Source organism: Streptomyces sp. NPDC007346 (assembly GCF_040703535.1).
GTDB lineage: Bacteria > Actinomycetota > Actinomycetes > Streptomycetales > Streptomycetaceae > Streptomyces.
On record NZ_JBEYKR010000113.1, the window covers coordinates 1 to 23,239 of the forward strand.

The following is a 23,239-nucleotide window of genomic DNA, read 5'->3' on the forward strand; positions in this document are numbered from 1 at the left end:
CATGAAATGAGCTTCGCCCGGCAGGTGTCCAGTGAAGTCATCTTCCTGCACCAGGGCCTGGTGGAAGAGCAAGGATCGCCGCAGCAGGTTTTCGATTCTTCGGCTTGAGAGGCTCGCTCGTGGCGTGCTGGTCCCCGTTCAGGGTCGCCCCGGCCGGCTCGCTGGTCGCGTGCTGGTCCCCGTTGGTGACCGCTCCCGTCGGCTCGCCCGTGGCGTGCTGGTCACCGAGCTTGGAGAGCTGGTCCTTCTTCGTGGTGTCGGCCATGGCGGTCAACTCCTTCTCTTCGTGCGTGCGCAGTGGGTTGACGAGGCTCGTCCGGCTGTTCCCCCGTGGACTGCCGGACGAGCCTCTCAGGGCCGCTCACCATAGTGGTCCGGCCTGTGTCGCCCCCGTCTGCCCCCCGACGCGACGGATCGACAGCGCTGAGCATGCCGGGGGGCGATAAACGAACGATGAACGCGCGCGTTTCTCAGGGCGCCGTGCTCGTCAACAGCCCGCGGACCTGGGCCGCTTCCGTGGAGCCGAGAGCGTCGTAGATGGCCAGCGCCTCGTTCCAGCAGACCTGGGCGCGGCCGGTCTGCCCTATGCCCGCCAGGGCGCGTCCCAGCACGGTCAGCACGTTCCCCCGCCGCCAGTCGCCCCCGATGCCCCGCAGGACGGTCAGGGCGATCTCCGCGTACTGGGCGGCCTGCGCGGGACGGCCGGAGGCGATCTCGACCTCGGCCAGCCGGAACAGGGTCATCCCCTCCCACAGCCGCTGACGGCTGTCCCGGAAGATCTCCAGCGCCTCGGTCAGCTTCTCGGTGGCGCCCGTGAACTCGCCGCTCTGGGTCAGAGCCATGCCCAGGGCGTAGCGGCCGTTCGCGCCGCGCAGGGCGTGGCCGAGGAAGTCGTAGATGTCGATGCCGGACCGGGCGAGGGTGATGGCGCTCCCGGTGCGCCCCGTGGCGAGGTGGACGCGGGAGAGGTTGCAGAGGGCGCTCGCCTCCCCCGGGCGGTTCCCGTCGGTGCGGAACGCGTCGATCGCCTGGTTCAGGAACGCCTCTCCGTCCTGGTGGCGATTGTGGTAGAGCGCGATGATGCCGCGGGCGTTGGCCGCCCAGCTGATCACCAGCAGATCGTGGGCGGCCTCGGCCAGCCGCATCGCCTCCTCGGCCTCCCGCTCCGCGTGATCGAACCGGCCGGCCAACTGGTGGGCGTTGGCCAGCGACATGACGGCGCGGCTCTCCGTCCGGGGGTCGCCGCACTCCCTGGCCGCCTTGCGCACCGTCACGGCCGCCGCCTCGTACTGCTTGGCGTTGGCCCCCGACTCGCCCAGGTCCAGGGCGGCGTACAGCAGGTCCACCGCGCGGCCCAGGGTGGCCGGACGGGCCACCTGGCGTACGCAGGCGAGCAGCGGGCCCGCCTCCGTGTACAGCCAGTCCAGCGCCGCGTGCCGGTCGCCGAACGTGAGGCCCGGGTGGTCCGTCGGCGCCAGGTGGTCCACCAGGCGGTCGCCCGGCCGCTCCAGCGCGTACACCCCCGCCGCCGTCGCCAGGTAGAAGTCCAGCAGCCGCGACAGCGCCATCTCCCGCTCCACCGGCGGCTGTTCGTCGCGTTCGGCGCAGGCACGCGCGTAGAGGCGGACCAGGTCGTGGTAGCGGTAGCGGCCCGGGGCGGCCGACTCCAGGAGGGACGTGTCGACCAGGGCCTCCAGGAGGTCCTCCGCCGTGTGTGGCTCCAGGTTCAGCAGGGCCGCCGCGGCCGCCAGGGAGATGTCGGGTCCGTCCGCGAGGCCCAGCAGGCGGAAGGCGCGGGCCTGGGCCGGCTCCAACTGGCCGTAGCCGAGTTCGAAGGTCGCCTTGACCGCGAGGTCGCCCGCCTGGAGCTCGTCCAGCCGGCGCCGCTCGTCGGCCAGCTTGGCGGCGAGGACGGAGACCGTCCAGGTGCGGCGGGCCGCCAGCCGGGAGGCGGCGATGCGGATGGCGAGGGGGAGGAAACCGCAGGCGGCCACCACGTCGAGCGCCGCCTCGCGCTCCGCGCCGACCCGCTCCGCCCCCACGATCCGGGTGAAGAGCTGGAGCGCTTCGTCCGGCGACATCACGTCCAGGTCCACCAGATGCGCCCCGGCCAGGTCGACCATCCGCACCCGGCTCGTCACCAGGGCCGCGCAGCCGGGCGTACCGGGCAGCAGCGGGCGGATCTGGGCCGCGTCGTGGGCGTTGTCCAGCAGGACCAGGACGCGGCGGCCGTCCAGCGTCGAGCGGAAGAGCGCCGCCCGCTCGTCCAGGGTGTCGGGGATCGCCGAGTCCGCCATGCCGAGCGCCCGCAGGAACGAGCCGAGGACCGTCTCCGGCTCCGCCGCCCGCGCTCCCGCGCCCTGGAGGTCGACGTAGAGCTGCCCGCCCGGGAAGTGCGGCCGGGCCTGGTGCGCCACGTGGACGGCCAGCGTCGTCTTGCCGACCCCGCCGATCCCGGCCAGTGCGGAGACCGCCATCACCGTGCCCTCGGCGGAGGCCAGTTGGGCGCCCAGATCCCGTACGAAGGAATCCCGCCCGGTGAAGTCGGGGACGGTCGCCGGGAGTTGCGCGGGCTTCAACGGCGCGGGCACCGCGGCCGGTTCGTCCGCCGGGCGGGCCAGCTCCTCGTCGGCCCGCAGGATGCGCTGCTGGAGCTGGGCCAGTTCGGGGCGCGGGTCGACCCCCAGCTCCTTGGCGAGGAGCCGCCGCGTGTCCGCGTACACGGCCAGCGCCTCCGCCTGCCGGCCGCTGCGGTAGAGCGCCACCATCAGCAGCTCGCGCAGGCGTTCGCGCAGCGGGTGGGCGGCGGTGAGCGCGGTCAGCTCGGAGACGGCCTCCGCATGGCTGCCGACCTCCAGGTCCAGGTCGAGCCGGGCCTCGGTGAGCTGGAGGTGCCACTCCTCCAGCCGGGTGCGCTGGTTCTCCGCGTACGGCCCGGGGACGGAGGCCAGCGCCTCGCCGTCCCACAGGCCCAGCGCCTTGTTGATCAGGGTGCGGGCCTGGTTGCGGTTCCCGCCGGCGCGGGCCTTCTCCGCCTCGGCGGCCAGGTCCTGCGCCAGGGTGAGGTCGAGGGCGCCGCGTCCGATCCGGATCGCGTACCCGCCGGACTCGCTCACCAGGGTGTCCTGCCCCAGGATCTTGCGCAGCCGGGAGGCGTACGTACGGATCGTGGCCAGCGCCTGCGAGGGCGGGTCCTCGCCCCAGAACGCGTCGATCAGCTCGCCCGCCGTGGCCGTCCGGCCCTCGCGCAGGAGCAGGGCGGCGAGCAGCGCGCGCTGCTGGGGTGAGCCCGGCGGGAGCGCCTCTGCGCCGCGCCACGCGCGTACGGGGCCCAGGACGGTGAACCTGAGGGAGTCGGCGGCCCCCGGTTCCGCCGGAGCACGCTGCTCCGGTACGCGCACGCGTGGCCCGTGGTCACGGTCCATTGATGCCCCCTGTCCTGCTCGCCTGCCGGCCCTGCCCTTTAGCGGGTCCTGCCGGTGGTGCCCGTGCCCGGACGTCTGACGCTGTCCGCCGCCCGCCCGTCGTCCGCCCGTCGTCCGCGCGTGCGTCGAAATGCGGTACGCATCCGGATCGCCCGGTACCGCTGGTATCGCGCTCAACAGTCTGCCTTGTCGCGGGTGGGCTCGTCAGCAGTGGGTGAGGCTCTGCACAAGCCCTCGACAACGATTGGGGGACCGTGCCCTGTGCCGTGCCTCGCGCCGTGCGGGGTGCCGATGGGCGTACGTCAGGTGATGGGGCGTCAGGGTGACCTTGCGGTAAGGGGCGTGGAGACCTCCGCCGGTGCCTGGTGCCTGGTGCCCGCTGCGGGGGCAGGGGGGTGCGGGGGGCTGCCGTACGGGGAGGGGGCGACCCCCTCCCCGTACGCCGGGTCAGATCCGGGTCACCGGCCCCTGGAGCTCCGTCACCCAGGCACTCCGGTCCGGCGGGCACTCCAGGCTGACCTCGCGGTTGTACCCGGTGGAGCGGTAGCCGTTCCGGTCCAGCCAGCGGGCCAGGGTCTGTTCGGTCCGGAGCACGTCGTCCATCGCGCCCCGGTGCACGATCGTCGCCGCCTCGAACGCGGGCAGCTCCACCACGTTCACCCCGGTGTCACCGACCGGCCCCACCGGGGCCGACACCGTCGACCGGAGCCTCGCCTCGACCTGTGCCAGCCGCGCGGTAGCCGCTGCCGCCGCCTCCATCAGCTCCGCCCGGCGCAGCCGCAGCATCCCGCGCAGCTCCTGAGGACCCACCTGCTCGTCCAGGACGGCCCGCACCTGCTGGAGCGTGAAGCCGAGGTCCTTGAGCGCGATGATCCGGTTGAGCCGGGCGAGCTGGGCGGCGCCGTAGTAGCGGTAGCCGGTGGCGGGGTCGGTACGGTCCGGGCGCAGCAGCCCGATGGCGTCGTAGTGACGCAGCATCCGGGGCGACACCCGCCCGTACCTGGCGAAGTCTCCGATGGTGAACATGATGGCTCCCACTGCACGGCTTCACACGGGGTGAAGGTCAAGGGCCGCCGCTCCACGCCCCGGAACAGGCGGGGTCTCGTACACAGGCAGGAGCCCCGCCCTCCGCCGAGACGGGGGAGCGGGGCTCCTTGGGTACTGCTGTGTACGGCCGCGATCGACCGACCCGGGCAACTAGGCCGGGGTGACGTTCTCAGCCTGCGGACCCTTGGGTCCCTGAGTGACGTCGAAGGTCACCTGCTGGTTCTCCTCAAGAGAGCGGAACCCGGAGGCGTTGATCGCGGAGTAGTGAACGAAGACATCCGGGCCGCCGCCGTCCTGGGCGATGAAGCCGAAGCCCTTTTCAGCGTTGAACCACTTGACGGTTCCGGTAGCCATAAGCCCTCCTTGGGCCAAAGGGTTGCCCTGCTCCAGAACCTGCAAACAAGTCTGAAAACTACAAAAGCCTGCGGGTTACATGCTCCGCAGGCTCTGTACTGCAAGGGAAACCAAACTGCAACTTGCGGGCGAGCCTAGCACGCAGCCTCTGGAGGGCGGTAGAGGGAAAGATCACTTCACCCGAACGTTTGATTGCCCCCCGAGGCGCCCCGGTGGTGCTCGCGGCCGGAGGCGGGTCTAGCCTCGCGATGTGGACAATTCAACCGTCACTGACAGTGAAGGCGACGACCGTCGCAGCCGGCCCCGCGTCGGCCACATCCAGTTCCTGAACTGCCTGCCGCTCTACTGGGGCCTGGCGCGGACGGGGACCCTGCTCGACCTGGAGCTCTCGAAGGACACCCCGGAGAGGCTCAGCGAGCAGCTGATCAGGGGTGACCTGGACATCGGCCCGGTCACCCTCGTGGAGTACCTGCGCAACGCCGACGACCTGGTGGCCTTCCCGGACATCGCGGTCGGCTGCGACGGGCCCGTGATGTCCTGCGTGATCGTCTCCCAGGTCCCGCTGGCCCAGCTCGACCGGGCCCGGGTGGCGCTCGGCTCCACCTCGCGCACCTCCGTACGCCTGGCCCAGCTGCTGCTCGCCGAGCGTTACGGGGTCCGGCCCGACTACTACACCTGCCCGCCCGACCTCGGGCTGATGATGCAGGAGGCGGACGCGGCCGTACTGATCGGGGACGCCGCCCTGCGCGCCAACCTGCACGACGCCCCCCGCCTCGGGCTCCAGGTCCACGACCTGGGCCAGATGTGGAAGGAGTGGACGGGGCTGCCGTTCGTCTTCGCCGTCTGGGCGGCCCGCAAGGACTTCCTGGCCGCCCACCCCGAGACGGCGGCCAAGGTGCACGAGGCGTTCCTCGCCTCCCGGGACCTCTCCCTGGAGGAGGTCACCAAGGTCGCGGAGCAGGCGGCCCGCTGGGAGGCCTTCGACGCCGAGGTGCTGGAGCGGTACTTCACGACCCTGGACTTCCGCTTCGGCCCGGACCAGCTGGCCGGCGTCCACGAGTTCGCCCGCCGGACCGGGGCGGACACCGGGTACCCGGCGGACGTGCACGTGGAGCTGCTCGGCGGCTGAGCCGTCGAGATCGCTGAGCTGTCGGGCTGTCGGGCTGTCGAGCTGTCCGGGCTGTCGGGCCGTTCGGCTCTTGTGGGTCGTTGAGCCGGGGAATGGAGCGAATTCCCTTTCCGGTTCCCGTCCCGTTCCCCATCCGTTCCCCTCACCGTTCCGGGTCTGTTCCGGGTCTGTTCCGGTTCCCGGGCAGGGAATTGGAGAGCGCGTCGAACAACGCATTCGCGCCTTTCCCCGGGGCGGAAACATCCACTCCTGCCCAAAGAAGGGGGAATGGTCCGGCCGTTTGCCGGTGACCGCGCCGGTGGCGCCCCCTAGGCTTCGGTCCGAGTCCGGACCGTCGGCGGAGTTCACCGCCCAGCAGGGTTCACAGGGGGAGTCCATATGCAGCCGCTGGAAGCGGGCGAACCGCACACCATCGGTGCCTACCGGCTGCTCGGCAGGCTGGGTGCGGGCGGCATGGGCCGGGTCTATCTGGGGCGCAGCGCCGGCGGCCGTACGGTCGCGGTCAAGGTGGTCCACCCGCACTTCGCCCTGGACGAGCAGTTCCGCGCCCGGTTCCGGCGGGAGGTGGAGTCCGCGCGGCGCATCGGCGCGCAGTGGACCGCCCCGGTCCTGGACGCCGACCCGGACGCCCCGGTGCCGTGGGTCGCCACCGGTTACGTCGCCGGGCCGCCGCTCTCCCAGGCGATCACCGAGCACGGCCCGCTGCCCGAGCACGCGGTGCGCACCCTGGGCGCCGGGCTCGCCGAGGCCCTCCACGTCGTCCACGACCAGGGCATCGTCCACCGCGATGTGAAGCCCTCCAACGTGCTGCTCGCCCTGGACGGCCCCCGCCTCATCGACTTCGGCATCGCGCGGGCCCTCGGCGCGACCGTCTCGCTGACCTCCACCGGCGTCTCCGTCGGCTCGCCCGGCTACATGGCGCCCGAGCAGATCCGCGGCCGGGACGTCTCGGGTGCGGCGGACGTCTTCTCGCTGGGCGCGGTGATCGCGTACGCGGCGACCGGCGCCGCCCCCTTCTCCGGCGACTCCTCCGCCGTACTCCTCTACAAGGTGGTGCACGAGGAGCCCGAACTGGGCGACCTGGAGGGCGACCTGCGCGAGGTGGTCGCCGCGTGCCTGGCCAAGGACCCGGACGAGCGGCCCGCCCCGGCCGACCTCGCCCGCACGCTCGCTCCGGGCGGGGCGGCGGCGATGGTGGCGGCGGGGTGGCTGCCGAGCCGGCTGGTGGGCGAGGTCAGCCGGTCGGCGGTGGCGCTGCTGGACCTGGAACCGCAGGAGGCCCCGACGGGCTCGGGCCCGGTGCCGTTCAGCAGCGCGTCGCTGGGGGCGGGGTTCGGCGCGGAGGCCGGGGCCGACGTGGACCCGCAGGACGGCGGGGGCCGCGATTCCCGTACGGGCTCCGACCCCCGTGCCGGCTCCGACTCCCGTACGGGCTCCGATTCTCGTACGGGGCCCGGCTCCGGCGCCCGTACCGGCACCGATCCCCGTACCGGCCCCGGCGCCTCCACGGGTGCCGACTCCGGACTCCTCGGGGTCTTCGGCCCGCCCCTCGTCCACGTACCGGCCGGCCCTCCCGGCACCCCGCCGCCGCCCGGCGCACCCCCCGGCGGCCACAGCGGCGGGTTCCCCGGGCAGCGGGCCCACGACCCCCGGTTCTCGGTCATCATCAGAGCCGACTCGCAGACGGGCACCGGCACAGGCGCGGGCCCCGGGGCGCGCCGGAGCCGCCGGGTGAGCTGCACCGTCGCGCTGGCGGTGGCGGGCTCGTTCGCGGTCATCGCCCTCGGCTCGGGCCTGCTCGACGGCTTCTTCCCCGGCGGTGACGCGGACCAGCGCCAGGGGAACGACACCGCGGCCAACCCGCCGTCCCCGACCGCCACCGCCACCGCCACCGAGTCCGGGGAACCCACCCCCGCCGGGTCCGGCGACCCCTCGGGCGGGGACTCCGACGCGGGCGACGCCCCGGTGGGCGAGGTGCCGAAGGCGTTCGTCGGCACCTGGGAGGGGCCGCTCACGGAGAAGACGAACGGAGGGCCGCACGGCACCCTCACCGCGGTCTTCACCGAGGGAGGCAAGGGCACCCAGGTCGTCCGGATGTCCAACACCATCTCCCAGCTCGGTATCACCGTCACCTGCAACAGCGTCGGCACCCTCACCTCCGGCACCGAGCGGGAGCTGAAGATCCGCGAGCGCACCGACCCGGACCGCCCCAGCACCCCGGGCCTGTGCACCACCACCGAGGCCGACCTGGTCTTCCGCCTCACCGACGACGGAACGCTCGACTACCGGTCCGAGGAGCGCGCCGCGGGGCTCCCGTACGGGAACCTCACCCAGTCCGGCGGCTGACGGCACACGGGGCTGGCGTACGCTGGATCGGTCCGAGGATCCTCAAAAAACCGCCGAAAGGTGACAGCCCGGTGACCGAGAAGGCCGACCTTCAGCCCGTCCTCGACCGAGCCGCCGAGGGCGGTCGGATCACCCCGGAGGAGGCGCTCGACCTCTACCGCTCGGCGCCGCTGCACGCGCTGGGGGCGGCCGCCGACGCCGTACGCCGACGCCGTTACGCCGGTACGGAGCACATCGCGACGTACATCATCGAGCGCAACATCAACTACACCAACGTGTGTGTGACGGCCTGCAAGTTCTGCGCCTTCTACGCGCCCCCCAAGGACACGGCCAAGGGCTGGACCCGGGACATCGAGGACATCCTGCGCCGCTGCGCGGAGACCGTCGAGCTCGGCGGCACCCAGATCATGTTCCAGGGCGGCCACCACCCGGACTTCGGCGTCGAGTATTACGAGGAGCACTTCTCCGCGATCAAGAAGGCGTACCCGCAGCTGGTTATCCACTCGCTGGGCGCCTCGGAGATCGAGCACATGGCCCGGATCTCCAAGGTCTCCGCCGAGGAGGCCATCAGCCGCATCCACGCCGCCGGGCTCGACTCCTTCGCCGGAGCCGGCGCGGAGCTGCTGCCCGCCCGGCCGCGCAACGCCATCGCCCCGCTCAAGGAGTCCGGCGAGCGGTGGCTGGAGATCATGGAGATCGCGCACGGCCTCGGCGTCGAGTCCACCTCCACCATGCTGATGGGCACCGGCGAGACCAACGCCGAGCGGATCGAGCACCTGCGGATGATCCGGGACGTGCAGGACCGTACGGGCGGCTTCCGCGCCTTCATCCCGTACACCTACCAGCCGGAGAACAACAAGCTGAAGGGCCGCACGCAGGCCACGCTCTTCGAGTACCTGCGGATGATCTCCATCGCCCGGCTCTTCCTCGACAACGTGGCCCACATCCAGGGCTCCTGGCTGACCACCGGCAAGGAGGTCGGCCAGCTGTCGCTGCACTACGGCGCCGACGACCTCGGCTCGATCATGCTGGAGGAGAACGTCGTCTCCTCGGCCGGGGCCAAGCACCGTTCCAACCGGCTGGAGATCATCGACCTGATCCGCAAGGCGGACCGGGTCCCGGCGCAGCGCGCCACCACGTACGAGCACCTCGTCGTGCACCACGACCCGGCCGACGACCCGGTCGACGAGCGCGTGGTCTCGCACATCTCCTCCACCGCGATCGAGGGCGGCACGGCCCACCCGGAGCTCAAGCTCCTCAACGCCAACTAGTGCTCCTGTGCTGACCGTTCACGCCGCGCCGCTGGTCCTGCCGGTCGGCGCGGCGGCCGTGGCCGAGGGTGCGGTCGCCGTGGACGGCGACCGGATCGCCGCCATCGGGCCGTACGAGGAGGTCGTCGCCGCGCACCCGGCGGCCCGGGTCCGCCGCTGGCCCGGCCTCCTCACGCCCGGACTCCGCCAGGACCGGGCCCGGGAACTGCTCACCCGCTGCTACCACCCGGACCCGCGCGAGGCCGACGAGCTGGGCGAACTGCCGCTGTGGGGCGAGGAGTTCGAGCGGCTGGCGGCGACGATGGACACGGCCCGGCGGGCGGGCAGCGTACGGCGGGGGCTCCAGCGGATGCTGCGGCACGGGACCACGCATGTGGTGGGGCCGTTCGGCGGGGACGAGCCCGCGCTGCGGACGGCCGTCTCCCGGTCCGGGCTGGTCCAGACCCAGGCCCAGGGCCCCGCCGGTCCGCCGGACCTGGACCCCTTCGCGGCCGGCGGCGACCTGGCCGCCACCGCCCACGGCCCGCTGACCGTGGGCGGCCGCGCGGACTTCGCCGTCTTCGACGTGCCCGACGAGGCGGCGCTGCGCGCGGGCGGGGCGAGGCGGTGCGTGGCGACGGTGCTCGCGGGGCGGCTCGTGCACCGCGCCCGCTGAGACCGGCTCCGTGAACTCCGTACGAGGGCTCACGGCACCGAGGCGCCCCGTCCGGAGGTCACCCCGGCTCGCCCCGGGCGTTCACGGCACCGAGGCACCGAGGCACCGTCCGGAGGTCGCCCCGGCTCTGCCCCGGGCGGTCACGGCACCGATGGCCCGCCCAGGTACCGCCCCTTCGTGTCGTACGGCCAGGCGTTGGCGACGCACCCCTTCAGCCCGTCTATCTGCTGCATCATCGCGGGGGCGGGGCGTCCCGGCCCAGGGCAGGTCTCGTGGCCGCGCCCCAGCCAGTGGCCGACCTCGTGGTTGATGATCAGGGCCCGGTACTCGGCGACAGGCCCGTCGAACTGCGGTGAACCCAGCTGCCAGCGCTTCAGGTTGACCATGACCTGTTCGCCGCCCCGGCAGTTGACCTCGCCCCGGGTCTTCAGGCCGTACGCCCCGCAGAGCCGGTCCGTGGTCGCCGGGGTGGCTATCTTGACCACCAATCCGGCGGATTTGTCCGTCACTTGGCGGAACGAGCGCTCGCCGCCGTGGCTCCAGCCGCGCGGGTCGGCCAGGATCGCGGCGATGTCCTCGGCGGCCCGGTCGGGGTCGACGCCGATGCCGTCCTCCACCTCGACCCGGTAGGGGTCGCCCTTGCCGGACGTCGTGACGCCCGCGCGGGCCACGGTGAAGGTGCCGGGGCCGGAGGCGGGCACGTCGGAGGGGAGGAGGGGCCGTTCGTCGGCCGGGGGCGAGGGGGCGGGGGAGGTGGGTGCGGCGGCGGGGGTCGTGGGCGGTGGGGCCGGGGTGGCCAGGGCATCGGCGTCGTCGTCCCCGGAGCCGGGCTCCGGGCCCGTTCCGGTCCCGGCGTCGGCCGTGACCGCCGGGTCGCCCCTCCGCCAGGGCGGGTCGACGAGGACGGCCACCAGCGCCACGGCGGCCAGGGTGAGCACGGCGAGCCCCACCGTCCGGCGCCGGTTCCGACGTCTTCGCCGCTCGCGGGAACGGGAACGGGAGCGGGAGAGCGACCGGCTCGCGGACCGGCCCCCCGGAGCCCGCCCCGGGCCGCCGGCCCCCGTACGGGCCCCGGGAAGGGCGCGCAGGCGGAACGTTTCGCTGTCGCGGGCCGGTTCGTTGTGCGGCACGGTACCCAGCCCGCGGCGGCCCGTCATGACGTCGCCCCGGGGTGCGGCACCGCGACGGTGCCGGCGTACGGCTCGGCGGCGGACCGGGCCGGCTCGGGCCCGGCAGTGGCCGGAGGCGAGGGCGGTGACGGGGGCGCGGCCGAGGGCGGTGACGGTGGCTGGGGCCAGAGCGGGAGCGAGGGCGAAGGCGTGGCCGTGGGCGGGGACAAGGGCGAGTGCGTGGCTGTGGGCGGGGACGAGAGGGTGTGCGTGGCCGTGGGTGGGGACGAGGGTGAGTGGGGCGGCATGCCGGTTACGGGCTCCGTCGGGTCGGGAGAAGGGTCCGGCGCAGGCCGGGTGGATGAGGGCTCCGGCGTGGGCCGGGTCAGGGAGGGGCCGGGAGGCGCGGCGGGCTCGGTGTCGGGTGTCGGTCGCACCAAGGGTCCCAGCAGGGCGATGCCAGCGTCACGGCGGTCACCGCCACGAAGGTGCCCGCCACCGCGAGCCCCCGGTTCCGGGACCGGCGGCTCTGCCCCTCCCGTACGGCGTCGGGTACCAGGTCGGGCAGCGGGGGCAGGGTGCCGGCGGTCCGGTGCAGCGCGTCCCGGAACAGCTCTTCGTCGGCCGGCCCGGCGGGGAGACCCGGCTGTCCCGGCGGTGGTTGCGGGGTCATGACCAGCCCTCAGCTTCCGGTGGAATAGAGCCGGACATCGCCCATGCGGGCGCGCAGCCGGACGAGTGAACGCGAACACTGGCTCTTCACCGTGGACTCGCTGCACCGCAGCAGCGAGGCGACGGTCTCCACGCTCAGATCGTCCCAGTACCGCAGGACGACCATCGCCCGTGCCCGGGGCGGGAGTTCGCCGAGCAGGTTCAGCAGGGTGATGCGGAGATCGGCGTGCGGCGACGGATCGGTCTGCGGGCGGGGCACGTTGGAGCGGTGGGCCAGCAAGTCCCGTACGGAGCGGCGGTGTTCGGCCACGTAGGTGCGGACGAGGACCGTCTTGGCGTAGGCGTCGAGATGGTCGGCCCGGCTCGCCCGGCGCCAGTGCTGGAACAGGCCGACGGGACGGAACGTCTCACTCCGCGGTATGAACCTGGTGCCTCGCCGAGCGCCTGTGCTAGAACAACTGCCGTGACAGTCGATCGTTTTCTGGTGGAGTGCCTCCACATCGATCTCTGCCGCGTGTCCAGCGCTTCCTGTTGTTGAAGCCCTGCCCGCGGCATCCTCGGCGATGCCCTGACGCTCTGACGCCTTGATGTGCTGGTGCGTTGGCAAGCTGGCGCGCTGATGCACTGATGTCCTGACGTCTTCGTGCTGCCGGTGCGCACGCCCGGTGCCCGATCCCTCTCGGCCGGCCCCGCGCGTCATCGCCTCGCGTCTGGTTCCTGCACCCTCTCCCCTCCTTTCCTCTCTCCTCGCCTCCCGGCGGTTGTCCGCTCCCGGCTTGTCCGTAAGCCCGGTGGTCTGCCCTGCCCTTGTCCCCGGAGCCCTCCATGACCACGCCCACTTCCGTACGGAAACGGGCCTCCGACGCCCCCGCCCCCGCGCCCGCCCCCGCAGGACGCCGGCCGGAGCGCGGTGCGCGCTGGCGCCGCGTCGGGCTCCGCCTCGTCGCCCTCGCCGCCCTCCTCGCGCTCTGGCAGCTGGTGATCGTGCTCCAGCTCTGGTCGCCGGTGCTGGTCCCCTCGCCCGCCGCCGTGTGGCGCGCGCTGCTGGAGACCTCCGGTACGCACGACGGGGTGCGCGGCTACCAGGGCCACACCCTGATCGAACACCTCGGCATCAGCCTGCGCCGCATCTTCGTCGGGGCCGGCGCGGGCGTCGTCGGGGGGCTGGTCGTCGGCGTCCTGATGGGGACGCTGCCGTGGGTACGGGTGGTGCTGGAGCCCGCCGTGGCGTTCCTGCGCACCCTGCCGCCGCTCGCCTACTTCAGCCTGCTGATCATCTGGTTCGGCATCGACGAGGCGCCCAAGCTCTGGCTGCTCGCCATCGCCGCGATGCCGCCGGTCGCCGTGGCCACCGCCTCCGCCGTGGCGTCCGCGCCGACCGCCCTGGTCGAGGCGGCACGGGCGATCGGGGCCAGGCGGGGGCAGGTCGTGACGTCGGTCGTGCTGCCGTCCGCGCTGCCCGAGATCCTGGTCGGCGTCCGCCTCGCCTTCGGCATCGCGTACTCCTCGGTGGTCGCCGCCGAGACGGTCAACGGGCTGCCGGGCATCGGCGGCCTGATCCGGGACGCCCAGCGCTACAACCAGTCGGACACCGTCGTCCTCGGCCTCTTCGCGATCGGCGTCTCCGGCCTGCTCATCGACGCCGGGCTGCGGGTGCTGTCGGACCGGCTCGCCCCGTGGCGACGCCACGCGTAGACCACCACCCTCAACCACCCCCCCCATCACCCCTCTCTGTCTGTCATCCACCTCTGTACGAAGGACACGCACATGGCCGGAACACGCGGTTGGCTCCGCCTCTCCTCGATCGCCGCCGCACTCGGAGCCCTGCTGGCGGTGACGGCCTGCGGTCAGGGCGGTTCCGGCGACGGGGGCAAGGGCGGCGGCACGACGATACGCATCGCCTACCAGGCCTTCCCCAGCGGCGACCTGATCGTCAAGGAGAAGGGCTGGCTGGAGAAGGCGCTCCCCGACCACCAGATCAAGTGGACCAAGTTCGACTCGGGCGCCAGCATCAACACCGCCTTCGTGGCCGGTTCGGTGGACCTCGCGGCCATCGGCTCCAGCCCGGTCGCCCGGGGGCTCTCCGAGCCGCTGAACATCCCGTACCAGGTCACCTGGGTGCTCGACGTGGCCGGCGAGAACGAGGCGCTCGTCGCCCGTAACGGCTCCAAGGTCTCCTCCGTCAAGGACCTGGAGGGCAGGAAGGTCGCGACCCCGTTCAGCTCCACCTCGCACTACAGCCTGCTCGCGGCCCTCGACCAGGCCGGGGTGGACGCCTCGAAGGTCCAGCTCCTGGACCTGGAGCCGCAGGACATCCTGGCCGCCTGGACGCGCGGCGACATCGACGCCACGTACGTCTGGCTGCCCACCCTGGAGGAGCTCAAGAAGACCGGAAAGGTCCTCGTCTCCAGCCGCGAACTGGCCGCCGCGGGCAAGCCCACCCTGGACCTCGGGGTCGCCTCGACCAGCTTCCTCAAGGCCCACCCCGACGTGCTGCCCGCCTGGCGCAAGGCGCAGGCCCAGGCGCTCGACCTGATCCATGAGGACCCGGACGCGGCCTCGGCGGCCGTCGGCAAGCAGCTCGGGATCAGCCCGGCCGAGGCGGCGGCCCAGATCGAGCAGGGCATCTTCCTCAAGCCGGCCGACCAGGCCGACGCCAAGTGGCTCGGAACCCCCGGCAAGGTCGGCGGCCTCGCGGACAACCTGCACAGCGCGGCGCAGTTCCTGGTCGACCAGAAGCAGATCGACTCCGCGCCCGGCCTCGACAAGCTGCGGAAGTCCATCTACGTGGAAGGGCTCACCGATGCCGTCTCTCCCTGAAGCGGAGACCGCGAAGGCCCCGGTCCCCGAGCGGCGCGGAGCCGCCCCCGTCGTCTCCGTACGCGAGGTCGAGCACGCCTACGGCGGCCGGGGCGCGGAGAGCGTGACCGCGCTCGGGCCGATCTCGCTGGAGATCCCGGCCGGTGAGTTCCTGGTCCTCGTCGGCCCCTCAGGCTGCGGCAAGAGCACCCTGCTCCGCCTCGTCGCGGGCTTCGAGCGGGCCTCCTCGGGCGAGGTGGAGGTGTTCGGCGAGCGCCCCGAACCGGGCGACCAGGCGGGCATCGTCTTCCAGCAGCCCCGCCTCTTCCCGTGGCGTACGGTCGGCGACAACGTCGGCCTGGCGCTGCGGTACGCGGGCGTGCCCAGGGCCGAACGCGCCGGGCGCACCGTCGAGTTGCTGGAGCGCGTCGGCCTCGCGGACACCGCGGGCCGCCGCGTCTGGCAGATCTCGGGCGGCCAGCAGCAGCGGGTGGCCATCGCCCGCGCCCTGGCGGGCGGCAAGCGGCTGCTGCTGCTCGACGAACCGTTCGCCGCGCTCGACGCGCTGACCCGCGAGCGGCTCCAGGAGGACCTGCGCACGGTGAGCGCCGAGACCGGGACCACGTCGGTCTTCGTCACCCACAGCGTGGACGAGGCGGTCTTCCTCGGCACCCGGACGGTGGTGCTCAGCGCCCGGCCGGGGCAGATAGCCCTGGACATCCCGATCGGCCTGCCGCACACCGGCACCGGCCCCGACGAACTGCGCGGGCTGCCGGAGTACGCCGCCCTGCGCGCCGAGATCGGTACGGCGGTACGCGACGCGGCCCGCTGACGTACCGGCGTACCGGCGTACCGGCGTACCGGCGTACCGGCGTACCGACGTACCGACGTACCGAATCCCGAGGAGGAGAACCATGGCCCTCACCACCACCGCCACCACGACCACCCCCCTGCGCGAGCACCGCATCCCCGCCGACGGGCTGTACGAGGGCCCGCGGGTGCTGCACCGCGTCCCGGAAGGGTGGACGGACCGGCCCTACGAGCTCTTCGAGCTGGTCCCGCGCGGCCGGGTGATCGGCGCCGAGATCCACGGCGTGGACCTCTCCCGCCCGCTCGCCCCGGAGCTGCGCGCCGAGCTGGACCGGGCACTGCTGGAATGGAAGGTGCTGTTCTTCCGGGAGCAGCACCTCACCTCGCTCCAGCAGCGCGCGTTCGCCGGGCACTGGGGCGAGCTGGAGACCAACCCGCTGCTCGCCACGGGCGACGACCCGCAGGTGGCCCGGCTGGACCGCTCGGCCGTCCCCACCTTCGAGAACGTCTGGCACGCGGACGTCACCTTCCGCGAGCGCCCGGCGCTCGGCGCGGTCCTCCAGCTGCGCGAGGTGCCTCCGGTGGGCGGGGACACGCTGTGGGCGGACATGGCGGCCGCGTACGACAACCTCTCCGAGGAGGTGAAGGAGCGCGTCGAGGGGGCGCGGGCGGTGCACGACTTCATCCCCGGGTTCTCCCGGTTCTCCCCGCCGGAGCGGCTGGCCCCGCACCAGGAGCGGTTCCCGCCCGTCGAGCACCCGGTGGTACGGCGCCACCCGGTCACCGGCCGCCGCACGATCTTCGTCAACGCCTCGTTCACCACCCGGATCGTCGGGTTCGCGCGGGAGGAGAGCGACCGGCTGCTGCGGCTGCTGTTCCAGCAGGCACACGCGCCCGAGTTCCAGGTGCGCTACAGCTGGCGGGCGGGCGACGTCGCGTTCTGGGACAACCGGGCCACCCAGCACTACGCGGTCAACGACTACGCCCCGCACCGCCGGGTCGCCGAACGCGTCGCGATCGGCGGGGACCGCCCCCACTGACGCGTACGGGCGGGCTGCTTGAATGGACGGGTGACCCGAGCCTCCCTGGACAAGCAGCCGCACGAAGTCGCCTCCATGTTCGACGGTGTGGCGGCCAACTACGACCTCACCAACGACGTGATCTCGCTGGGCCAGGCCCGGCTGTGGCGCAAGGCGGTCGCGGCGGCGGTCGACGCCCGCCCCGCGCAGAAGATCCTCGACCTGGCGGCGGGCACCGCGACCTCCTCGCAGCCCTTCGCTCGGGCCGGTGCCTACGTGGTGCCGTGCGACTTCTCGCTCGGCATGCTGAAGGTCGGCAAGCAGCGCCACCCGTGGATGCCGTTCACGGCGGGCGACGGCATGAAGCTGCCGTTCAAGGACGAGGTGTTCGACACCGTCACGATCTCCTTCGGCCTGCGCAACATCCAGGACACCGAGACCGCGCTGCGCGAGCTGCACCGGGTGACGAAGCCGGGCGGCCGGGTCGTGATCTGCGAGTTCTCGCAGCCGACCTGGACCCCGTTCCGCACGGTCTACACCGAGTACCTGATGCGGGCGCTGCCGCCGGCCGCGCGGGCCGTCTCCTCCAACCCGGACGCGTACGTCTATCTCGCCGAGTCCATCCGCGCCTGGCCCGACCAGCCCGGCCTCGCCGCACTCCTTCAGAAGGCGGGCTGGTCGAAGGTGGCGTGGCGCAACCTGACCGGCGGCGTGGTGGCCCTGCACCGGGCCACCCGCGCCTGAGTCCCCTCGAAGGCTAGAGCTCCAGCCGGTAGCAGTACCCCTCCTGCCCGGGGCGCGGGGTGGTGAAGGTCTCCGCGTGGTGCATCCCGAGCCGCTCCGCCACCGCGATGGACCGGGCGTTACGGGAGTCGATCATCGCGACGACGCCCGGCACCCCCGCCGATCTCAGCCGTTCCAGCGTGGTGCGGGCGGCGGCGGTGGCGTACCCCCGGCCCCAGGCCCGGCGGGCCAGCCGCCAGCCGATCTCGATCGCGCCGACCGGGCCGTAGTGCGTGTGCGGCCACGGCTGCGCCCCGGTGAAACCGAGCACGGCGTCGTCCTCGTCGGTGAGGGTCCACAGACAGAACCCGAGCTCCGCGTCGTGCCGCCGCTGGCGCGCGGTCAGCTCCTCGTAGACGGAGAACTCCGCGCTCCGCCCGCCGTGGAACTCCATCACCTCGGGGTCGTCGAAGACCCGGTGCCAGATCAGGGCGTCCTCGTCGGTCGGGACGCGCAGACGTACCGCGGGGGCCGGGGCGGTGGGCGGAACAGGTGCTATCGACATGAGGGAGCCCTTCGGAGGGTTGTTCTGCAGGCCCCCATAGACTGCACGGGACATGTGCCGCGCGGCACGCGAATTCGAGTCTTCGGGAGATCCGACCGTGACCGAGCCCCTCTCCGAGCACAGCGCGGACGTGATCGTCGTCGGAGCGGGCCCAGCCGGCTCCACGACCGCGTACTACCTCGCCAAGGCCGGACTCGACGTCCTGCTCCTGGAAAAGACGGCGTTCCCCCGGGAGAAGGTCTGCGGCGACGGCCTCACGCCGCGCGCCACGAAACAGCTGGTCTCCATGGGGATCGACATCTCCGAGGAGGCCGGCTGGCTGCGCAACAAGGGCCTGCGCATCATCGGCGGCGGCGTCCGGCTCCAGCTGGACTGGCCGGATCTCGCCGCCTACCCGGACTACGGGCTGGTCCGCAAGCGCGACGACTTCGACGAGCAGCTGGCCCGGCAGGCGCAGAAGGCCGGCGCCCGGCTGTACGAGCGGTGCAACGTCGGCGCCCCGATCCGGGACGAGCGCACCGGCCGCATCACCGGCGTCGAGGCGAAGATCGGTGAGGAGAAGACCCCCATCACCTTCCACGCCCCGCTCGTCGTCGCCGCCGACGGCAACTCCACCCGGCTCTCCCTCGCGATGGGCCTGCACCGCCGCGAGGACCGCCCGATGGGCGTCGCCGTCCGTACGTACTTCACCTCGCCCCGCCACGACGACGACTACCTGGAGTCCTGGCTGGAGCTGTGGGACCGGCGCGGCGCCGAGGACCGGCTGCTGCCCGGGTACGGCTGGATCTTCGGCATGGGCGACGGCACCTCCAACGTGGGCCTCGGCATCCTCAACTCCTCCTCCGCCTTCAAGGAGCTGGACTGGCGCGAGGTGCTCAAGGCCTGGTGCGCCTCGATGCCCGAGGAGTGGGGCTACACCCCGGAGAACATGACGATGCCCATCCGGGGCGCGGCCCTCCCGATGGCCTTCAACCGCCAGCCGCACTACACCAAGGGCCTCCTGCTCGTCGGCGACGCGGGGGGCATGGTCAACCCGTTCAACGGCGAAGGCATCGCGTACGCCATGGAGTCGGGCCAGATCGCCGCCGACGTCATCGTCCAGGCCCACGCCCGCGCCACCCCCGCCCAGCGCGAACTGGCCCTGAACAACTACCCGAAGGTGCTCAAGGAGACCTACGGCGGCTACTACACGATGGGCCGTGCCTTCGTGAAGCTGATCGGCAACCCGAAGGTCATGAAGGTCGCCACCCAGCGCGGCCTGACCCACCCGCTGCTGATGAAGTTCACGCTCAAGATGCTGGCCAACCTGACCGACCCGACGGGCGGCGACGCGATGGACCGCATCATCAACGGGCTGTCGAAGGTGGCCCCGAAGGCCTGAGGACGCCTGCGGCGGGGAGGGGCGGGGCCCCGAGGCCTTGGTGGCCCCGGACCCGAGGCCAGGGCGTACGGAGATCCCGCAGCCGAAGCCAGGACTGGGGCGTACGGCGGTCCCGGCGGCGGGGATCCGGCGCGCGGGCGTGCGGGCCCGTCAGGTGGCGTGCGCCCCCTCGCCCGCCGCCGCCCCTCGCGTGCGCTCGTAGTGGCGGGCGACTCGGGCCCGGTTGCCGCAGGACGGCTTGCACCACTCCTGGCGGCCGTGGCTCTTGATGAAGTACCGCACGCAGCGCGGCGCGTGGCAGGCCCGCAGCCGTTCGCGCTCCGGCCCGCTCAGGAAGTCCACGGCGTCGCGGGCCAGCGCCGCGACCAGCCGTACGCGCGGGTCGTCCTCGGCCGACAACAGCCGGGCCACGGGGGCCCCTTCGGCGGGCCAGTGCAGCTGCGGGGCGACGAGCTCGCGGGCGGCGGCCGCGTTCAGGTGGGCGAGGGCCGCGTCGGCCGGCATCAGGCGGTGGATGTCCGCGGGGCTGGGCGGGGCCGGACTGACCGCCCGTGCGAACAGGGCCCGGACGGCCCGCCGTACGCCGACGATCTCGTCCCTGAGCCCTTCGTCCACGAGCAGTTCCCCGGTGAGGAACTCCCGGGGGACGAGACCGCCGGTCCGCTGCTGGACCCAGCGGGTCACCCCCTGGACCGTCTCCAGGGCGTCGGTGACACCGCCGTCCCCGTCGTGGTGGATGGTGCTCACCAGTTCCATGACAGTCCGCTGTGCCACCGGTCGCCCCCTTTGCCGCCCTCGGCCGGCCCCCTCGACCGCCCCTTGAACTCTGTCCGCCCCCACTCTAGGGTTCTAATGGAAGAATGAGAATTAGCGTTATACGGGGGTGGACGCACATGTTGCTCGCTCAGATCAGCGACCTGCACCTGGACGGCGGTGAGCGCGCGACGCGCCGGGCGGCCCGCGTGATGGAGTACCTGCGGGCCCTGCCCCGCCCGGTCGACGCGCTGTTGGTCACCGGAGACATCGCGGACCACGCGGCGGAGTCCGAGTACGAGGAGGCCGCCCGCCTCCTGGCCGCCCCGTTCCCCGTACTGGCCTGCCCCGGGAACCACGACGCGCGCCCCGCCTACCGCAAGGCCTTCCTCGGCGAGGCCCCGGACACCGCGCCCGTCAACCGGGTCCACCACATCGCCGGAACCGCGGTCCTGATGTGCGACTCCACCATCCCCGGCCGCGACGAAGGGCGCCTGGACGCCGAGACGCTCGCCTGGATCGACACCACGCTCGGCGCGCTCCCGGACGGCGTCCCCGCCCTGATCGCCTTCCACCAGCCGCCCGTCGAGCTCCACCACCCGCTGCCCGACGCCGGGCGGCTGGAGGAGCCGGAGCGCCTCGCCGCCCTCCTCGACGCCCACCCGCGGGTCGTCGCCGTCCTCACCGGCCACGCCCACACGGCGGCCGCCACCACCTTCGCCGGCCGCCCGCTCATCGTCGGGCCCGCCGTGACGTGGACCCTGCGCATGCCCTGGGAGGGGGAGAGGCCGGCCGACCGCGACCAGCCCCCGGGCCTCGCGTTCCACGTCCTGGGCGAGGACCGGCGCCTGACGACCCACTTCCGCGTCGTGCTCTGACCCGGCCCAGGGTCTGGCACGGCCGCGGCCAGGGCATAATCCTCAGCCCCCCCGCCTGATCGTGTGCGATGATTTGCGCGCCACCCCCGGTCATCGGCAGTCCCGGACCGGCTGGTGCCCGCCCTCGCCCTGAGCTGCGGCACGCGGCGCGTACGACGCTCTTCTCCACCCCACGCATACATCGAACGCAGGCCCCGGGGTACGGGACGAGCCGATACAGCGCTGCTCGACCCAAGGACAGACAGCCATGACGACCGCCTCCCTGCCCCGGAACTCCTCCCGCCCGGAACCGGGCGCCGAGGACACCGCGCCGCCCCAGCACCACGGCCTCTTCCTGGAGCCCCACTTCGCCGCGGGCCTGACCTCCCCGGACGAGGACGACGAGGAGCTGGACGCCTCGTACGACGCGCTGCCCGCGCCCACCACCTCCGCGCGGGAGCCGGAGCGGTCCAACCGCCGCCAGCGCCGCCGCTGACCGTCCGGTAGCCTTCCCTCCATGTCCAGCCCCGAGTCCGACAGACTCCGCCCACCGGTGAGCCGGTGGGCGAACTGCCGCTGAGCGTCGCCGGATGACCCCACGGGTCACCGGCCTCCCTCCCCACGGCCCCGCCCCCGCCGGATCACCGCGGGTACGGGCCGTTCCCACCCCGCGTACGCGCTGAAGTACCGCCGCAGGTACCGCCGTACGCCGGGTTCGTGCCCCCGGTCCCCGGAGACCGGGCACTCCTCCGCACCGCCCCGCCGGTTCTCGTCATCCGGTGGGCCCGCGCGGCCCGCGTCCCCGCACTTCGGTTCGTCTGTCCACCGACGGTTCCGTCCAAGGGGTCTGCACCCATGCCATTGCCCTTCGCTGTCTACGCCCTCGGGCTCGCGGTCTTCGCCCAGGGCACCTCCGAGTTCATGCTGTCCGGACTCGTCTCGTCCATCGCCGCCGACCTGAACGTCTCCCTCTCCGCCGCCGGCCTCCTCACCTCCGCCTTCGCCGTGGGGATGGTCGTCGGCGCACCCCTGATGGCCCTCCTCAGCCGCACCTGGCCCCGGCGCCGCGCGCTGCTGCTCTTCCTCGCGGTGTTCGTCGCCGTGCACATCGTGGGTGCGCTGACCCCGAGTTACGGAGTCCTCCTCGCCACCCGCTTCGTCGGGGCGCTGGCCAACGCGGGGTTCTGGGCGGTCGCCCTGGCGGCGGCGGTGTCGATGGTCCCCGACCGGCTGCGGGGCCGGGCCACCGCCGTGGTGGTCGGCGGGGTGACGATCGCCTGCGTGGTGGGCGTACCGGCCGGAGCGGTGCTGGGGGAGCGGTGGGGGTGGCGGGCGGCGTTCTGGGCGGTGGCGGTCGTCTCGCTGCCCGCGTTCGTGGCGATCGTACGGTCCATCCCGGGCGGCCGGGCGCCGGATACCGCCGCCACCCCGGCACCCGTACGGGAAGAACCCCGGGTACGGGAAGAACCCCGGGTACGGAACGAACCCCGGGTACGGGACGAACCCCGGGTACGGAACGAACCCCGGGTACGGGACGAACTCCGCCTCCTCACGGGCCCCCGGCTCCGCCCCACCCTGCTCACGATGGCGCTGGTCCAGGGCGCCACCTTCTGCGCGTTCTCCTACCTGGAACCGCTTCTCACCCGCACGACGGGCCTCGGCGCCGCCTGGGTCCCCGCCGCGCTCGCGCTCTTCGGGGCGGGGGCGTTCCTGGGCGTCACCGTGGCGGGGCGGTACGCCGACCGGCGGCCCACGGCGTTCATCACGTACGGCATGGTCGCCCTGGCCCTCGGCTGGACCACCCTGGCCCTGACGGCGGCCCGCCCGGTCACCGCCCTGGCCCTGATCCCGGTCCTGGGGATGCTCGCCTTCGGCACGGGCACGGCCCTGATCACCCGGGTCCTCGGCCTGGCCCCCGAGGCGTCGACGCTCGCCGGGGCCTTCGGCACGAGCGCGTTCAACGTCGGGGCGACGGTGGGCCCGTGGGCGGGCGGCCTGGCCCTGGACGCGGGGCTCGGCTACCGGGCGCCGGTCTGGGTGAGCGCTCTGCTGGTGGGCCTGGCGCTGCTCACCGATGGAGTACGGAGGCTGGCGCGTGCGCGTGCCCGCGCGTGTTCGCGGGAGGGTGCGAGGGCGGCGGGCTGAGGAGCGGGTACGGGAGAGGTACGCACCCCGGACCGGGGGACGACGCCCGGCTCCGCGTGAGCCACGTGGCGTCCGACGTGCACTGCCACACGAGTTCGGAGCTGATCCGGCGCACGAGTTCGGAGCCGATCCGGGCCGAAGCCCCGTAGAACCGGGCAGGGGAGCGCCCGAGGGCCGCC

General features: G+C 73.1%; 21 protein-coding genes and 1 pseudogene. 14 read left to right on the forward strand and 8 right to left on the reverse strand.

Going from position 1 to position 23,239, the window contains the following annotated elements; genetic code table 11:
• Positions 1–108 (forward strand): annotated as a pseudogene (locus AB0917_RS25130) (ATP-binding protein); the annotation flags it as partial.
• Between the two features lie 362 nt (positions 109–470).
• Here the strand turns inward: AB0917_RS25130 and AB0917_RS25135 are convergent.
• The 3 genes from AB0917_RS25135 to AB0917_RS25145 all read right to left on the reverse strand — a co-directional run bounded on the left by AB0917_RS25135 (position 471) and on the right by AB0917_RS25145 (position 4,826).
• Positions 471–3,425 carry a BTAD domain-containing putative transcriptional regulator gene (locus tag AB0917_RS25135; protein WP_366821921.1) on the reverse strand — a complete coding sequence of 985 codons (2,955 nt, stop codon included), beginning with the start codon at positions 3,423–3,425 and terminating at the stop codon, positions 471–473.
• 447 nt (positions 3,426–3,872) lie between these two features.
• Positions 3,873–4,451, reverse strand: a complete 579-nt coding sequence (locus AB0917_RS25140) for a MerR family transcriptional regulator (RefSeq protein WP_366821922.1) — start codon at positions 4,449–4,451, stop codon at positions 3,873–3,875.
• A 171-nt stretch (positions 4,452–4,622) separates the two neighbouring features.
• On the reverse strand, positions 4,623–4,826 hold the full coding sequence (locus AB0917_RS25145; RefSeq protein ID WP_030667277.1) for a cold-shock protein: 204 nt from the start codon (positions 4,824–4,826) through the stop codon (positions 4,623–4,625).
• 250 nt (positions 4,827–5,076) lie between these two features.
• On the opposite strand from AB0917_RS25145, the gene AB0917_RS25150 reads away from it, so the two are divergent.
• The 4 genes from AB0917_RS25150 to AB0917_RS25165 all read left to right on the forward strand — a co-directional run bounded on the left by AB0917_RS25150 (position 5,077) and on the right by AB0917_RS25165 (position 10,227).
• Positions 5,077–5,955, forward strand: coding sequence for a menaquinone biosynthesis protein (locus tag AB0917_RS25150; RefSeq protein WP_366821923.1), 879 nt, complete (start codon positions 5,077–5,079; stop codon positions 5,953–5,955).
• Between the two features lie 378 nt (positions 5,956–6,333).
• Complete coding sequence (locus AB0917_RS25155) at positions 6,334–8,301, forward strand: serine/threonine-protein kinase (protein WP_366821924.1); 1,968 nt, start codon at positions 6,334–6,336, stop codon at positions 8,299–8,301.
• A gap of 71 nt (positions 8,302–8,372) precedes the next feature.
• Positions 8,373–9,572 (forward strand): cyclic dehypoxanthinyl futalosine synthase, encoded by a 1,200-nt coding sequence (gene mqnC, locus AB0917_RS25160; RefSeq protein ID WP_366821925.1) that lies wholly within the window; start codon positions 8,373–8,375, stop codon positions 9,570–9,572.
• A gap of 7 nt (positions 9,573–9,579) precedes the next feature.
• Complete coding sequence (locus AB0917_RS25165) at positions 9,580–10,227, forward strand: hypothetical protein (protein WP_366821926.1); 648 nt, start codon at positions 9,580–9,582, stop codon at positions 10,225–10,227.
• Positions 10,228–10,367: 140 nt separating this feature from the next.
• Here AB0917_RS25165 and AB0917_RS25170 read toward each other — a convergent pair whose 3' ends face one another.
• From AB0917_RS25170 to AB0917_RS25180, 3 genes are all read right to left on the reverse strand, one after another.
• On the reverse strand, positions 10,368–11,384 hold the full coding sequence (locus AB0917_RS25170; protein ID WP_366821928.1) for a DUF3152 domain-containing protein: 1,017 nt from the start codon (positions 11,382–11,384) through the stop codon (positions 10,368–10,370).
• A 337-nt stretch (positions 11,385–11,721) separates the two neighbouring features.
• On the reverse strand, positions 11,722–12,009 hold the full coding sequence (locus AB0917_RS25175) for a hypothetical protein (protein ID WP_366821929.1): 288 nt from the start codon (positions 12,007–12,009) through the stop codon (positions 11,722–11,724).
• A gap of 9 nt (positions 12,010–12,018) precedes the next feature.
• A complete protein-coding gene (locus tag AB0917_RS25180) occupies positions 12,019–12,507 on the reverse strand; it encodes a sigma-70 family RNA polymerase sigma factor (RefSeq protein ID WP_366821930.1) in 489 nt (162 codons plus the stop codon).
• Positions 12,508–12,833: 326 nt separating this feature from the next.
• Here AB0917_RS25180 and AB0917_RS25185 point away from each other — a divergent pair, with 326 nt between their 5' ends.
• The 5 genes from AB0917_RS25185 (at position 12,834) to AB0917_RS25205 (ending at position 17,380) form a co-directional block, all read left to right on the forward strand.
• Positions 12,834–13,703, forward strand: a complete 870-nt coding sequence (locus AB0917_RS25185) for an ABC transporter permease (protein ID WP_366821931.1) — start codon at positions 12,834–12,836, stop codon at positions 13,701–13,703.
• Positions 13,704–13,775: 72 nt separating this feature from the next.
• Positions 13,776–14,828, forward strand: coding sequence for an ABC transporter substrate-binding protein (locus AB0917_RS25190; protein ID WP_366821932.1), 1,053 nt, complete (start codon positions 13,776–13,778; stop codon positions 14,826–14,828).
• Positions 14,812–15,639 carry an ABC transporter ATP-binding protein gene (locus AB0917_RS25195; protein WP_366821933.1) on the forward strand — a complete coding sequence of 276 codons (828 nt, stop codon included), beginning with the start codon at positions 14,812–14,814 and terminating at the stop codon, positions 15,637–15,639. Before AB0917_RS25190 ends, AB0917_RS25195 begins: the two co-directional genes overlap by 17 nt.
• A gap of 82 nt (positions 15,640–15,721) precedes the next feature.
• Entirely contained in the window at positions 15,722–16,657 is a 936-nt protein-coding gene (locus tag AB0917_RS25200) for a TauD/TfdA family dioxygenase (protein ID WP_366821934.1), read from the forward strand.
• A gap of 30 nt (positions 16,658–16,687) precedes the next feature.
• Positions 16,688–17,380, forward strand: a complete 693-nt coding sequence (locus tag AB0917_RS25205; protein WP_366821935.1) for a demethylmenaquinone methyltransferase — start codon at positions 16,688–16,690, stop codon at positions 17,378–17,380.
• 13 nt (positions 17,381–17,393) lie between these two features.
• On the opposite strand, the gene AB0917_RS25210 is transcribed toward AB0917_RS25205, so the two are convergent.
• Positions 17,394–17,924, reverse strand: a complete 531-nt coding sequence (locus AB0917_RS25210; RefSeq protein ID WP_366821936.1) for a GNAT family N-acetyltransferase — start codon at positions 17,922–17,924, stop codon at positions 17,394–17,396.
• A 97-nt stretch (positions 17,925–18,021) separates the two neighbouring features.
• Between AB0917_RS25210 and AB0917_RS25215 the strand changes: the two genes are divergently transcribed.
• Positions 18,022–19,305: a geranylgeranyl reductase family protein gene (locus AB0917_RS25215; RefSeq protein WP_366821937.1), complete on the forward strand. Its 1,284-nt coding sequence runs from the start codon at positions 18,022–18,024 to the stop codon at positions 19,303–19,305.
• A 150-nt stretch (positions 19,306–19,455) separates the two neighbouring features.
• Here the strand turns inward: AB0917_RS25215 and AB0917_RS25220 are convergent, their stop codons facing one another.
• A complete protein-coding gene (locus AB0917_RS25220; protein ID WP_366821940.1) occupies positions 19,456–20,061 on the reverse strand; it encodes a CGNR zinc finger domain-containing protein in 606 nt (201 codons plus the stop codon).
• A gap of 137 nt (positions 20,062–20,198) precedes the next feature.
• On the opposite strand from AB0917_RS25220, the gene AB0917_RS25225 reads away from it, so the two are divergent.
• From AB0917_RS25225 to AB0917_RS25235, 3 genes are all read left to right on the forward strand, one after another.
• Positions 20,199–20,936 (forward strand): metallophosphoesterase, encoded by a 738-nt coding sequence (locus AB0917_RS25225; RefSeq protein ID WP_366821938.1) that lies wholly within the window; start codon positions 20,199–20,201, stop codon positions 20,934–20,936.
• Positions 20,937–21,183: 247 nt separating this feature from the next.
• Positions 21,184–21,411, forward strand: coding sequence for a hypothetical protein (locus AB0917_RS25230; RefSeq protein ID WP_366821939.1), 228 nt, complete (start codon positions 21,184–21,186; stop codon positions 21,409–21,411).
• Between the two features lie 365 nt (positions 21,412–21,776).
• On the forward strand, positions 21,777–23,060 hold the full coding sequence (locus AB0917_RS25235) for an MFS transporter (RefSeq protein ID WP_366821941.1): 1,284 nt from the start codon (positions 21,777–21,779) through the stop codon (positions 23,058–23,060).
• Positions 23,061–23,239 lie beyond the last annotated feature (179 nt).